This window comes from Halovivax limisalsi (genome assembly GCF_023093535.1).
Classification (GTDB): Archaea; Halobacteriota; Halobacteria; order Halobacteriales; family Natrialbaceae; genus Halovivax; species Halovivax limisalsi.
On sequence record NZ_CP095757.1, the window covers coordinates 3,438,407 to 3,450,908 of the forward strand.

13 protein-coding genes are annotated in these 12,502 nt (G+C 68.7%); 10 read left to right on the top strand and 3 right to left on the bottom strand.

From position 1 onward, the window contains the following. Nucleotides 1-125 precede the first annotated feature (125 nt). The 4 genes from MXA07_RS16010 to MXA07_RS16025 all read left to right on the top strand — a co-directional run bounded on the left by MXA07_RS16010 (nucleotide 126) and on the right by MXA07_RS16025 (nucleotide 5,858). Nucleotides 126-545: a universal stress protein gene (locus MXA07_RS16010; RefSeq protein WP_247729596.1), complete on the top strand. Its 420-nt coding sequence runs from the start codon at nucleotides 126-128 to the stop codon at nucleotides 543-545. Between the two features lie 123 nt (nucleotides 546-668). Continuing rightward, a complete protein-coding gene (locus MXA07_RS16015) occupies nucleotides 669-1,601 on the top strand; it encodes a DUF5995 family protein (protein WP_247729597.1) in 933 nt (310 codons plus the stop codon). A 139-nt stretch (nucleotides 1,602-1,740) separates the two neighbouring features. After that, entirely contained in the window at nucleotides 1,741-4,749 is a 3,009-nt protein-coding gene (gene uvrA / locus MXA07_RS16020) for an excinuclease ABC subunit UvrA (RefSeq protein ID WP_247729598.1), read from the top strand. A gap of 110 nt (nucleotides 4,750-4,859) precedes the next feature. Continuing rightward, nucleotides 4,860-5,858 carry a WD40/YVTN/BNR-like repeat-containing protein gene (locus MXA07_RS16025; RefSeq protein ID WP_247729599.1) on the top strand — a complete coding sequence of 333 codons (999 nt, stop codon included), beginning with the start codon at nucleotides 4,860-4,862 and terminating at the stop codon, nucleotides 5,856-5,858. Here the strand turns inward: MXA07_RS16025 and MXA07_RS16030 are convergent. Together MXA07_RS16030 and MXA07_RS16035 are read right to left on the bottom strand one after the other, a co-directional pair. Beyond that, the gene (locus MXA07_RS16030) at nucleotides 5,855-6,697 is read right to left on the bottom strand and encodes a hypothetical protein (RefSeq protein WP_247729600.1); all 843 of its coding nucleotides are present in this window, start codon (nucleotides 6,695-6,697) and stop codon (nucleotides 5,855-5,857) included. The two genes, MXA07_RS16025 and MXA07_RS16030, sit on opposite strands and share 4 nt — an antisense overlap. Then, the gene (locus MXA07_RS16035; RefSeq protein WP_425492180.1) at nucleotides 6,694-7,902 is read right to left on the bottom strand and encodes an outer membrane protein assembly factor BamB family protein; all 1,209 of its coding nucleotides are present in this window, start codon (nucleotides 7,900-7,902) and stop codon (nucleotides 6,694-6,696) included. The genes MXA07_RS16030 and MXA07_RS16035 overlap by 4 nt, the downstream gene beginning before the upstream one ends. A gap of 190 nt (nucleotides 7,903-8,092) precedes the next feature. Here MXA07_RS16035 and MXA07_RS16040 point away from each other — a divergent pair, with 190 nt between their 5' ends. The 3 genes from MXA07_RS16040 to MXA07_RS16050 all read left to right on the top strand — a co-directional run bounded on the left by MXA07_RS16040 (nucleotide 8,093) and on the right by MXA07_RS16050 (nucleotide 10,366). Continuing rightward, nucleotides 8,093-8,416: a 30S ribosomal protein S24e gene (locus tag MXA07_RS16040; protein WP_247729602.1), complete on the top strand. Its 324-nt coding sequence runs from the start codon at nucleotides 8,093-8,095 to the stop codon at nucleotides 8,414-8,416. A 1-nt stretch (nucleotide 8,417) separates the two neighbouring features. Further along, nucleotides 8,418-8,552, top strand: a complete 135-nt coding sequence (locus MXA07_RS16045; protein WP_247729603.1) for a 30S ribosomal protein S27ae — start codon at nucleotides 8,418-8,420, stop codon at nucleotides 8,550-8,552. A gap of 104 nt (nucleotides 8,553-8,656) precedes the next feature. Then, complete coding sequence (locus tag MXA07_RS16050; RefSeq protein WP_247729604.1) at nucleotides 8,657-10,366, top strand: bifunctional N(6)-L-threonylcarbamoyladenine synthase/serine/threonine protein kinase; 1,710 nt, start codon at nucleotides 8,657-8,659, stop codon at nucleotides 10,364-10,366. Nucleotides 10,367-10,406: 40 nt separating this feature from the next. On the opposite strand, the gene MXA07_RS16055 is transcribed toward MXA07_RS16050, so the two are convergent. After that, on the bottom strand, nucleotides 10,407-10,628 hold the full coding sequence (locus MXA07_RS16055; protein WP_247729605.1) for a YgaP family membrane protein: 222 nt from the start codon (nucleotides 10,626-10,628) through the stop codon (nucleotides 10,407-10,409). Nucleotides 10,629-10,719: 91 nt separating this feature from the next. On the opposite strand from MXA07_RS16055, the gene MXA07_RS16060 reads away from it, so the two are divergent. From MXA07_RS16060 to rdgB, 3 genes are all read left to right on the top strand, one after another. Beyond that, nucleotides 10,720-11,376 carry a helix-turn-helix domain-containing protein gene (locus MXA07_RS16060; protein ID WP_247729606.1) on the top strand — a complete coding sequence of 219 codons (657 nt, stop codon included), beginning with the start codon at nucleotides 10,720-10,722 and terminating at the stop codon, nucleotides 11,374-11,376. Nucleotides 11,377-11,486: 110 nt separating this feature from the next. After that, entirely contained in the window at nucleotides 11,487-11,768 is a 282-nt protein-coding gene (locus tag MXA07_RS16065) for a DUF5808 domain-containing protein (RefSeq protein ID WP_247729607.1), read from the top strand. Nucleotides 11,769-11,932: 164 nt separating this feature from the next. Beyond that, nucleotides 11,933-12,496 (top strand): RdgB/HAM1 family non-canonical purine NTP pyrophosphatase, encoded by a 564-nt coding sequence (gene rdgB / locus MXA07_RS16070; protein ID WP_247729608.1) that lies wholly within the window; start codon nucleotides 11,933-11,935, stop codon nucleotides 12,494-12,496. The last annotated feature ends 6 nt before the right edge of the window (nucleotides 12,497-12,502 follow it).

Here is a 12,502-nt window from a genome sequence, read left to right on the forward strand (position 1 = left end):
CGGTCGGAACGGAGACAGGTCGGTTCGGCGGATGGTCGCGGTCGGTGCGTGTTCGAACGGAACGTCGCCGAATGGGGCCGATTCCGAGCGTCAGTCCCTTCCGGTTCGCCGTCGAATAGCCGCCCATGTACGACGCGATACTCGTCGGCCTCGACGACAGCGAGGAAGCCGAACGCGCACTCGAGGAGGCCATCTCGCTGGCCGAGCCGATGGGAGCGACCGTCCACGTGGCGACGGTCGTCGAGACGGGCGCCAGCCCGATGCGGTTCGGAATCGCGGAGGTCGAGGAACTGAACGAGGCTGCCGAGGCGCTCGTCGACGACGTGGTCGACGCGTACGACGGCCAGGACGTCGACATCCGCGGCGCCGTGCGCCGGGGAACGCCGTCCGATGCACTCGCCGCGTACGCCGACGAGATCGGCGCCGATTGCATCGTCGTCGGGCAGCGCGGGGCCGAGGGCGTCGCCGGCGCCATCCTCGGAAGCACCGCGGACCGGCTGGCGCGAACGGCCGAGGTGCCCGTGACGATCGTGCCGAACGAGTGAGTGAGAACCGAGGGGCTCGCTCGCGTCGATCGACCACGTCGATAGTCGGCGCCGATCGTTCACCGGAGAAGAAGTAGACAATAATATACGTCGGGGCGCGCATGCTGGTGGTAGACACTGACGGTGACCGTTCAACTCCCCGATCAGTCGGTCCCCCGGCTGGTGCTCGATCGATCCGTCCTCCGGCGGCTCCGGCACACGGTCGGTCGAGAGACCGCGGCGTACCGCGTCGACGTCGAACCCGACCCGGCTCGGAGAGCGCTGCTCGGGGCGCCGTTCGAGTCGATCGACGACGTGCGCCGACGACTGAACCGGCTCGAATCGCACTTTCTGGAACGCGACGATCGGCGGGCCGTGTTCGCGACGATCTACGCGGAGATGACCGACCGGACCGTCCGGGCCATCGACGCGGGCGCGTTTCGCGACGCCGCGTGGATGGAACGGTACCTCGTCCGCTTCGCCGAGTACTATCGACGGGCACTGCGGAACTACGACCGCGGGGCGTTCGGGGACGTCCCCGATCCGTGGGTCGTCGCGTTCGGAACGGCGCTCGGCGGGGACGCGCTCGTCATGCAGGATGCGTTTCTCGGGATCAACGCCCACGTCAACTACGACCTCGCGTTGACGCTTTCGGCCGTCGGTATCGACCCGCGACGCGAGGAAAAGTACGCCGATCACAACGAGATCAACGAGCTCCTCCGTCGCCTGGTTTCGGTCCTGCAGGAGGTGCTGGCCGAGCGGTACGCGCCCGGCCTCGAACAACTCGGCGAGGACCTCGGCACACTCGACGACGTGGCCACGACGCTCGGGATCGCCGCGGGACGAGAGCGCGCCTGGCGCGTCGCCGCGATCCGGACCGCCGCAGAGTGGGCGCCGATCGACCGGTTGACGACCTGGCTCCTGAGCCGAACGGCGACGGGAACGGCGTTTTTGCTGCTCGAACCGCCGATCCCGCCGTCGGCGATGGAAACGCTCCGGTCGATCGAGGCCGGCGAGGTCGACGTCGGCTCGTTCGCCGCGGAATTTCACGATCGCGTCGACCTCGACTGGAACTGAGTCGCTTCGGAGCGGATCGGCGATTCGATGGATCCGTGTCTCACACCGACGCCGGTTCGGAGGTCGACCCCTTCACTTTCACTCCGCTAGCGTTCCGAACCGACAGCCCTTACCTACTCCGGGCGCTGACGACCGGTAGATGACCGCCGAGTACATCGAGGTCCGCGGTGCCGAAGAGCACAACCTGAACGACCTCGACGTCTCGATCCCCCGGGAGTCCCTGACCGTCGTCACCGGCCTCTCGGGCTCGGGTAAGTCCTCGCTCGCCTTCGAGACCATCTACGCCGAGGGCCAGCGACGCTACATCGAGAGCCTCTCCGCCTACGCCCGGAACTTCCTGGGCCAGATGGACAAGCCCCAGGTCGAGACCGTCGAGGGCCTCTCGCCCGCCATCTCGATCGACCAGAAGAACGCCGCGAACAACCCGCGCTCGACAGTGGGGACCGTCACCGAACTGCACGACTACCTCCGGCTGCTCTACGCCCGCGTCGGGACGCCCCACTGCCCCGAGTGCGGCCGCGAGGTCGGCGAGCAGAGCGCCCAGAACATGGTCGAGCGGATCTTCGAACTCCCCGAGGGCACCCGCCTCAAACTCGCCGCGCCCGTCGTTCGCGACCAGAAGGGCGCCTTCGAGGACCTGTTCGACCAGCTCGTCTCGGAGGGCTACGCGCGCGTCGAGGTCGACGGCGAGGAGCACGACCTCACGCTCGACCGGCCGGCGTTAGACGAGAACTACGACCACACGATCGACGTGATCGTCGACCGGGTGAAAGTGGGGCCCGAGGACCGCCCGCGCATCGTCGACAGCGTCGAGACGGCCCTGGACGAGGCCGACGGCGTCCTCAAGCTGATCCTGCCCGATCCGCCCGCAGACGCGGCGGAGTACCTCGGCGAGGAAGCCCGCCGGACGGGCGACCTCGGCACGACGACCGGCGACGCCGACGGCACCGACGCCGAGAGCGAGGACGGCGTCGACGACGCCGACGACCGACTCGTCGTCGAGTTCTCCCAGGAATTGGCCTGCACGCACTGCGGGATCGACATCCCGGAGATCGAGACGCGCAGTTTCTCCTTCAACTCGCCCCACGGCGCCTGCCCGGAGTGTGAGGGCCTCGGCGAGACCAAGGAGATCGACGAGGACCTCGTCATCCAGGACCCCTCGAAGCCGCTCAAGCACGTCTTCGAACCCTGGAGCTACAACCGGTCGTACTACCAGACGCGCCTGGACGCCGTCGCCGACCACTTCGACGTCTCGCTGTCGACGCCGTTCGAGGACCTGGACCCGGAGGTTCGGGACGCCTTCCTCCACGGGACGAGCGAGCAAGTGCTCTTCCAGCGCTCGACGAGCAGCGGGAGCCGCCGGAAGCGAAAGCGCTTCGAGGGCGTCATCCCCAACCTGGAGCGACGGTACCTCGAGACGGACTCGGACTCGACGCGCGAGCACATCGAGGACTTCATGTCCGCGACGGCCTGTCCCGCCTGCGACGGCACGCGCCTGAAACCCGCCTCGCGCGCGGTCCTCGTCGACGGCACGGCGATCACCGAGATCAACGCGATGAGCATCGGCGACGCGCTGGCGCACTTCGAGTCGATGGAGGCCGACCTCACCGAGCGCGAGCGAACGATCGCCGAGGAGATCCTCAAGGAGATCCGCGCGCGCCTGGGGTTCATGGTCGAAGTGGGGCTGGAGTACCTCACGCTCGACCGCGAGGCCTCGACGCTGTCGGGCGGCGAGAGCCAGCGCATCCGGCTGGCGACCCAGATCGGCGCCGGCCTCGTCGGCGTGCTGTACGTCCTCGACGAACCCTCGATCGGGCTCCACCAGCGCGACAACGACCGGCTGTTGAACACCCTGGAGGAGCTTCGCGACCTCGGGAACACCCTCATCGTCGTCGAACACGACGAGGAGACGATGCGCCGGGCGGACACGATCGTCGACATGGGCCCCGGTCCAGGCAAGCGCGGCGGCGAGGTCGTCGTCAACGGGCCCCTCGAAGACGTGAAAGCCAGCGAGGAGTCGATCACGGGTGACTACCTCTCCGGGCGCAAACAGATTCCCGTCCCCGAGACGCGCCGCGAGGCCGACGGGCACCTCACGATCCGGGGCGCCCGTCAGCACAACCTGGACGACCTCGACGTCGATCTGCCGCTGGGCTGCTTCACCGCGATCACCGGCGTCTCGGGGTCGGGCAAGTCGACGCTGATGCACGACATCCTCTACAAGGGGCTGGCCCGCGAGATGAACAACAACACGAGCGTCGTCCCCGGCGAGCACGACGCGATCGAGGGGATCGACGAGATCGAGACGGTCCGCCTGATCGACCAGTCGCCGATCGGCCGAACCCCGCGCTCGAATCCGGCGACCTACACGAACGTCTTCGACCACGTCCGCGAGCTATTCGCCCAGACCTCGCTCGCGAAGCAGCGGGGCTACGAGGTCGGACGCTTCTCCTTCAACGTCAAGGGCGGGCGCTGCGAGGAGTGCGGCGGCCAGGGCACCGTCAAGATCGAGATGAACTTTCTCTCGGACGTCTACGTCCCCTGCGAGGCCTGCGGCGGCGAGCGCTACAACGACGCCACGCTCGACGTCACCTACAAGGGCAAGACGATCTCGGACGTGCTGGACATGAGCGTCGAGGAGGCCTACGACTTCTTCGAGTCCTCGAGCCAGATCCGCCGACGCCTCCAGCTGCTGAAGGACGTCGGCCTCGACTACATGCGCCTCGGCCAGCCCTCGACCACGCTCTCGGGCGGCGAGGCCCAGCGCATCAAACTCGCGGAGGAGCTCGGGAAGAAGGACACCGGCAACACGCTCTACCTGCTCGACGAGCCCACGACGGGGCTGCACTCGGCGGACGAGCGCAAACTGATCGACGTGCTCCACCGCCTGACCGACAACGACAACACCATCGTCGTCATCGAGCACGAACTCGACCTCGTGAAGAACGCCGACCACATCGTCGACCTCGGCCCCGAGGGCGGCGAGCACGGCGGCGAACTCGTCGCGACGGGCACGCCCGAGGAAGTGGCGAAGAACGACGAGTCCTACACCGGCCAGTACCTCAGAGATCTCCTGCCGGACGTGGACCTGGACGGGCCGCGCGGCCAGCGCGTCGAACCGGTGACAGCGCCCGCGACGGACGACTAAGGCGGTTTCGAAGGTTCTCGTCGCGTCGTCGGTCGTTCGCCGGCACTACCGTAGCGGAAGCGGCCGCTTCGCACCCAAGAGCCATCACGTCGGCGAGCGGAGTCACAGCCATGGACATCGTTCACCTCGCCCTCGAGGATCGACTGCTGACGGTGACGGGAACGGGTGCCGACGCCGAACTGGCGACGACGCCCCTCGACGCCGGCCGACTGCAGTGCCTCGCCGGCGATCCGGCAGCTCCCGATCGCCTGCTCGTCGGGACGTTCGACCGCGGCTGTCTGCGCGTGACCGACGGGGATCCGGAGCGCCTCGACGTCGGCGACGGCGATCCGGTGACGGCGCTCGCCCGCTCGCCCCACGACGAGGAGACGGTCTACGCCGGGACCGAACCGAGCCGACTCTACCGCTCGCGCGACGGCGGGGACTCGTGGACGCACCTCGAGGGCATCGCCGACCTCCCGTCGGAGCCGGAGTGGTTCTTCCCGCCGCGGCCGACCACCCACCACGTGCGCTGGATCGAGGTCGACCCGTTCGACCCCGACCGCCTCTACGTGGGGATCGAGGCCGGCGCCTTCCTGCTGAGTACGGACGGCGGAGCGACCTGGCAGGAACGCCCGCCGGGCGCGCGCCGGGACAACCACAGCCTGGCGACCCACCCCGATCGTGAGGGCCTCGTCTACGCGGCCGCGGGCGACGGCTTCGCGCGCTCGACCGACGGCGGGGAAACCTGGGACCAACCGCAGGTCGGGCTCGACCACCGCTACTGCTGGTCGGTCGTCGCCGACCCCGGCGACCCGGAGACGGTGCTCGTCTCGAGCGCGTCGGGCGCGACCAGTGCGCACACGCCCGACTCGGCCGAGTCCTACGTCTACCGCCTTCGCGGCGACGACGCCTGGGAACTGCTCGAGGACACCGGCCTGCCGACCGGCGACGGCGTCGTCAGGACCGTCTTCGCGACCACCGGCGAGCCCGGCGTCGTCTACGGCGCGACCAATCGCGGCCTCTACCGGTCGAGCGACTTCGGCGCACACTGGCGTGCGGTCCCGATCGAGTGGGACGAGGCCTTCGGGTCGCAGGTTCCCCGCGGGATGGTCGTCCGCAGCGACTAAGAAGCCGGACTGGCGGCCCGATTCTCTCCGCGTGAGAGTCGCCCGTAGATCGCGACCAGGGTGACGGCTTGCAGCGGAGCGATCACCAGGCCCGTGAGGAACGTTCCGACGATCGGCACGCTCGCGAGGAGCCAGGTCCCCAGTCCGAAGATGAGAATCACTCCGAGACAGGACCAGCCGTGCCCGCGTGCGAGTCGGTTACTCCGTCGGATCGCAAACGGAAGGGATCGACCGGCGACCAGCAGGATCGGAACGAGAAGGAGTCTGATACTGACCACGAGCAGCGCGATCAGTACCGGCACTCCCAGAACGAGCCCCATCTCGTCTAACGCACCGATGCCGCCGAGCATCCGACCGACAAGGTCGACGGCGACGACGAACCCGATATAGGCGCCGAGTCGGCGGCGAACGGGCGGCGAATCGATTCCCGCGTCGGCGAGCGCCCGGTGTATCACGATCACACCGGCGACCGCAACCGCCCCGATCGTCAGGAGTTCCAGCCCGATCGCCCACAACAGGTACGGGACTTCGAGATCGATCAGCGCCTCGAGCCGACGGATCGTTCGCGACCTGGGGGCCGGATAGAGCGGATACTCGACGTGGATCGTACTGTCGGCCACCGATTCCCACGCGACCGATGGGATCGGATCCCGGTGCCGAAGCCTATCGATCCCAGTAATAAGCGCGGCGACGGCGGCGAACGGAACGAGGAGGGTCGGAATACTCGCCAGGCGAGAGACGGCACTCCGTATGGACCCGGTTACCAGCCCCGATCGGCCCCAGGGCGCCGCGACATCGCCAGTCTCGTCGCGGGGTTCGTCCGGATACGCGTCGGTCATGCTTCCTCCAGGGCGACGGTTCGGTCGTACCCCGCGACGAAGAGGACACCGTCGCCGACGATCGGTTGGGAGGGACCCACCGGGCCGTCCCGCGTCCACAGCCGGTCGCCGGATCCGACGTCGAACGCGGAGATCGTCGCCTCACCGAGCGTGGAGATGTAAACGACGCCGTCCGCGACGACGGGCGCGCTCTGGCGACTGGTTTCGGTCGACCAGACCTCGTCGCCGCTCGCAAGGTCGATCGCGTGCAGGAATCCGTCACCATCCGTCAGAAAGACGGTATCGTTCGCGACCGCGGCGCTCCAGTCAGTTGCGTTGCCGTCGTAGTCGTATGTCCACCGGGTGTGCCCGTCCTCCGGATCGACGAGTAAGACGGCGTTCCAGTCGGGGACGACGATCCCCTCGCTCGTCGCCGTCGGCGAGAGAATCTCGTCGGCGTCGAGTTCGACCTCCCACAGGGAGTCGCCCGATTCGACCTCGACCGCGTGGAGATCGTTCGGCCAGCTCGCGAGGTACGCGACGCCGTCGCGGACGACCGGCCGGAGCAGCGGATCACCGCCCGTGTCGCCGACCTCGTGTCGCCACTCGATGCGACCGCTGTCGCCGTCGAGGGCGACGAACCGGCGCGTCCCAGGAACGGCCGCGATGACCGTGCCGCCGACGGCAACCGGCGCACGGCCGGTCGCCGCACCGAACAGCCCACCCGCTGAATCCAGCCTGGGCGCGTGCCAGCGTTCGGCGCCAACCGACCAGCCGGCCAGGTCGTAGCCACCGCCGGCGTTCAGCCCGAAGACACCCTCCGGACCGGTCACCGCGAGGGTCCCGGTTCGGTAGATGTCACTGCCAACCCACGCCGGGGCCGAACTGTACGACACCGACCGCTCGAAGCGTTTCTCGCCGGTCTCCGCGTCGAACGCGGCGAACGAACCCCCGCCGGCGGTAATGAGCGTTCCGTCCACCAGGATTGGCGTTGGGGAACCGAATACGGCTCCGTTCGCCGACTGTTCCCAGCGAACCGCCGCGTCGTCGGCCGGGCCCGATCCGGCGGGATTGTGTCCGGTGCCGGCGGCGTCGTACCTCGGCATCGGCCAGTCGGACGCGGCGAGTTGTAGTCCGTCCGAGCTGACGGTCCGGACACCGGCGACAGCGGCCCCAAACCCACCGGCCCCGACAGCCCCGGCGAGAATCTGGCGTCTGGAGGGCATTTTCTGTGGGTTGTTTGGTGGCCGTAATAATTCTTGTTATACCACAATCACGTTCGGACGGAGCCCCCTCGCGACGAGCAGCGTGGGTGAGAGCGGCCCGGGAATCGGGTCGAGCGCGCGGCGGGTGGGGTGACGGGTTCGAAATCCTTTTAGCGACGACCGGGGGATAGTAGGGTAACTGAGTGATATCATGGACGTCGCCATCGTCGAAGAGACGGACAATCCGATGTTGCATCGTACGGACGTCACGTTCGAACTGACCCACGACGACGCCACGCCCTCGCGACTGCAGGTGCGTGACAGTCTCGCGGCCACGCTCAACAAGGACGCGAACGAGGTCGTCGTCCGGAACCTCGATACGAAGTTCGGCATGCGAAAGACCGTCGGCGAAGCGAAGGTCTACGAGACCGCCGACGCCGCGACCGAAGTCGAACAGGACCACATGCTCGACCGCAACAAGATCGGCGTCGACGCCGAGGAGTCGGGCGAGGAAGCCGAAGCGGAGGAGGCCTGAAATGAGCCGACACGAACTCTACGGCGAGGACGGCACCGTCGAGCGCGAGGAGTGCCCGCGCTGTGGCGACGCCTACCTCGCGGAGCACGGCGACCGCCAGCACTGCGGCAAGTGCGGCTACACCGAGTGGGAGTAGCGATGGCCCGAGCGCAGCGAGGGGCATCGACTATCGCGAACGGCGCACCGCGCCGTGAGCGGTCGGTGGTCGCCGCCCCATAGCGGTCGGGAGCGCGATCAACCGTGAATTCCTACCGGCGCGTCCTCGGAATCGAGGGCACGGCCTGGGCCGCCAGCGCCGCCGTCTACGATTCCGAGGCCGATTCGACGGTCATCGAGAGCGACCCGTATCAGCCCGAGAGCGGCGGCATTCACCCGCGCGAGGCCGCCGAACACATGCACGCGGCCATCCCGCGGGTCGTCGAGACGGCCCTCGATCACGCCCGCGAGCTGGCCGCGGCGAACGGCGGGAAGGATTCTGACGGCGATCCCGTCGAGCCGCCGATCGACGCCGTCGCCTTCTCGCGGGGTCCGGGGCTCGGGCCGTGTCTGCGCATCGTCGCGACGGCCGCCCGCGCGCTCGCGCAAACGCTCGACGTCCCGCTCGTGGGCGTCAATCACATGGTCGCCCACCTCGAGATCGGCCGGCACACCGCGAACTTCGACGATCCGGTCTGCCTGAACGCGAGCGGCGCGAACGCCCACCTGCTGGCCTACCGGAACGGGCGCTACCGCGTCCTCGGCGAAACGATGGACACCGGCGTCGGCAACGCGATCGACAAGTTCACCCGCCACGTCGGCTGGTCGCACCCGGGCGGCCCGAAGGTCGAGCGGGCGGCCGCGGACGGCGAGTACGTCGATCTGCCGTACGTCGTCAAGGGGATGGACTTCTCGTTCTCGGGGATCATGTCCGCGGCCAAGGCCGAGTACGACGAGGGGACGCCCGTCGAGGACGTCTGCGTCGGCCTCCAGGAGACGATCTTCGCGATGCTGACGGAGGTCTCGGAACGGGCGCTGTCGCTGACGGGCAGCGCCGAACTCGTCCTCGGCGGCGGCGTCGGGCAGAACGCCCGCCTGCGCGAGATGCTCTCCGAGATGTGTGCGGCCCGCGGCGCGTCGTTTCACGCGCCGGAACCCCGGTTCCTCCGGGACAACGCCGGGATGATCGCCGTCCTCGGCGCGAAGATGGCCGAGGCGGGCCAGACCCTGCCCGTCGCGGACTCCCGCATCGATCCCGACTTTCGGCCGGACGAGGTGGTCGTCGGGTGGCGCGAGGACGCGGGACGCTCGATCGCCGCGACGGAGCCACCAGAGCGGATCGTCGACGGCGCGGAGGCGGTCGTCACCGTCGACCGCGAGGCCGGCGTGGTCACCAAGCGCCGCCAGCCCAAGTCCTACCGGCACCCGGCACTCGACGAGAGGCTGCGCCGCGAGCGGACGGCGATCGAGGCGCGACTCACCAGCCAGGCGCGACGGGTCGGGGTCCCCACGCCCGTACTTTGCGACGTCGACCCCTTCGAATCGACGATCACCTTCGCGTCCGTCGGCGACCGGGACCTCCGCGACGCCCTCTCCGTCGATCGGGTCCGCGCGGTGGGGCGGCACCTGGCGGCGATACACGACGCCGGCTTCGTCCACGGCGATCCGACGACGCGCAACGTCCGGGTGCGCGGGCCGGGACCGGAACGGTCGACGGACGGCGAGGGAAGCGATTCGACCGCGTCGACGCCCGGTCCGACCTACCTCATCGACTTCGGGCTGGGCTATCACACCGATCACGTCGAGGATTACGCGATGGACCTCCACGTCTTCGACCAGAGTCTCGTCGGAACGGCGAATGAACCGGAGCCGCTCCGGGACGCGTTTCTCGAGGCGTACGAGGAAGCCGGCGACGAGCGCGTGCTGGATCGACTCGCGGACATCGAGGGCCGCGGGCGCTACGTCGGCGAGTGACCGGCGAGAGCGGTCGCGCGGGGCGTGCCGGAGTTCCGCATCACCCGCGATCGCAGTTATCGCCGGTCGTGTCGATGCCAAGCAGGTAGTTCCCCCCGCAAAACCGGGTCAGGGCGTTCCAGCAGAGACCGGCTCCCGCGACGGCTGCAATCGTCGCCCGTCCGCGAGCCCCGACGGCGAGGGCCGCGACGGCGACGACGAGTAGCCAGATTCCGACGACACCACGGACGATGCGATCGAGTCCGCCAACGTTTCGGTCCATCGGCGTTCGAACGGATGCGGCGAACGCACAGAACGTTTGAGCCGAATATTTCACCCCCCTTCAAGTGACCGGCGCCGGTACTGTGCGTTCCATGAAACGCGTCCGGTTGACGCTGCACCCGACCGATTCCTACGCGCCGGCGCTGTACGAGCGGCTGGCGGGCGGCGCCGCGTTCCTCGATCGGGTGCGCATCGAAAACTGGAACGTCGCGAAGCCGCCGACGGCGTTTTTACTCCGGCTCACGGGGGACTATCGGCGGTTCGAGGCCGAACTCGCCGCCGCCGAGATGGTGGACGCGTACGAACTCCTCCCGATCGCCGAACGGGAGTGTCACTGCTTTCTCGAGGGGCGGGTCGACCCGGCCGCGCGATCGCTGTTCGAAACCTTCACCCGGGGGAGCCTGCTGACGATTCCGCCGGTCGTCTGTCACGACGACGGGTCGAACTCGTTCACGATCGTCGGGACCGACGCCGACATCCAGCGGGCCGTCGAGGCGGTGCCGGACGACGTCGGCCTCGTGATCGACGCGGTCGGCGGGGAGACCGTCGCCCCGGCGGACGCCCGCGCCGCGCTCTCGCCGCGACAGCGAACCGCCGTCGAAACCGCCCTCGAGCTGGGCTATTACGAGGTTCCCCGGACGGCGACGACCGCCGACGTCGCGGCCGAGCTGGATTGCGCGACGGCGACGGCCGCGGAGCACCTCCAGCGAGCCGAGGCGCGGGTCCTCGAGACGCTGTTTCGGCGGTGACCGCGCGGTGGCCGGCAGTGAGACACCGGCCCGCATCGCGATCCGACGGACGCTCGCGGCCCTCGTGCCGGCACACAATACTCTTCACACCCCGGGTCGTATCGTCCGGTATGGCAGACAAACCGACGTCCGGAGAGATTCTGGGGGTTCCGTACAACTTCGACCGACCGAGCATCGGCCGCATGCTGTCGGCGTACTGGAAACCGGGCGAGGGCATGCTCGTCGAGAAACCCTTCGGCATCGGCTACACCCTGAACCTCGCGAACTGGCGCTCGTGGCTCGTCGTCGGCGTCGCCGCCGCGCTCCTCTGGCAGGAGAGTACGGGCCCGGGCGAGGACGAGCGAGACGACGAGAACTCCGAACCGGTCGAGGTCCTCGTCGACGACGAGTAACGGTCACGCCGACGCTACCGCAACTTTCGGTCCCGATAGCGCGGACGTTTTGAGCGCGGTCGATCGGTGACGGCGGTACCGCCCTCGCGATCGATCGGCGACGCCGAACTCGTAGCCGCAGTTGGATCGGTTCCCTTTTCGATCAGCCGCGCGAGGGTCGAGCCATGCACCTGCAGTTCGTGACGGGCAACGAGGGGAAGGTTCGCGAGGCGCGCGAGTACTTCGACGGGATCGCCGAGATCGAACAGGTGACATACGACTACGCCGAGATCCAGGCGGACTCGATCGAGGCCATCGCCCGACGCGGCGCCGCCGAGGCCTACCGCGAACGCGGCGGCGACGAGCCGGTGTTCGTCGAGGACTCGGGCCTCTCGATCGACGCGCTCGGGGGCTTTCCGGGCCCCTACTCCGCGTACGTCGAGGACACGCTGGGTATCGAGCGCGTCTGGAGCCTGGCGGCCGACGAGGAGAACCGCCGGGCTCGCTTCCGGTCGGTGATCGCCTCCGCGTCGGGCGATCCGGCCGATCCCGACGTCGAGACGTTCACCGGGTCTGTGGCGGGGACGATCGTCGCCCCGCGCGGCGACGGCGGGTTCGGCTACGATCCCATCTTCGCGTACAACGGGACGACGATGGCCGAGATGGAACCCGCCGAGAAGAACGCCATCTCCCACCGCGGGCGGGCGCTGGCCGCGTTCGCCGAGTGGGTGGCCGAGGACGAACGGTGACGCGGG

Bases quoted from the DNA above. Each gene is read 5' to 3' on its own strand.
- MXA07_RS16055 (WP_247729605.1), bottom strand. From the start codon at position 10,628: ATGGACCGAAACGTTGGCGGACTCGATCGCATCGTCCGTGGTGTCGTC.
- MXA07_RS16030 (WP_247729600.1), bottom strand. From the start codon at position 6,697: ATGACCGACGCGTATCCGGACGAACCCCGCGACGAGACTGGCGATGTC.
- rdgB (WP_247729608.1), top strand. From the start codon at position 11,933: ATGCACCTGCAGTTCGTGACGGGCAACGAGGGGAAGGTTCGCGAGGCG.
- MXA07_RS16060 (WP_247729606.1), top strand. From the start codon at position 10,720: ATGAAACGCGTCCGGTTGACGCTGCACCCGACCGATTCCTACGCGCCG.
- uvrA (WP_247729598.1), top strand. From the start codon at position 1,741: ATGACCGCCGAGTACATCGAGGTCCGCGGTGCCGAAGAGCACAACCTG.
- MXA07_RS16045 (WP_247729603.1), top strand. From the start codon at position 8,418: ATGAGCCGACACGAACTCTACGGCGAGGACGGCACCGTCGAGCGCGAG.
- MXA07_RS16025 (WP_247729599.1), top strand. From the start codon at position 4,860: ATGGACATCGTTCACCTCGCCCTCGAGGATCGACTGCTGACGGTGACG.
- MXA07_RS16040 (WP_247729602.1), top strand. From the start codon at position 8,093: ATGGACGTCGCCATCGTCGAAGAGACGGACAATCCGATGTTGCATCGT.
- MXA07_RS16010 (WP_247729596.1), top strand. From the start codon at position 126: ATGTACGACGCGATACTCGTCGGCCTCGACGACAGCGAGGAAGCCGAA.
- MXA07_RS16035 (WP_425492180.1), bottom strand. From the start codon at position 7,902: ATGCCCTCCAGACGCCAGATTCTCGCCGGGGCTGTCGGGGCCGGTGGG.
- MXA07_RS16065 (WP_247729607.1), top strand. From the start codon at position 11,487: ATGGCAGACAAACCGACGTCCGGAGAGATTCTGGGGGTTCCGTACAAC.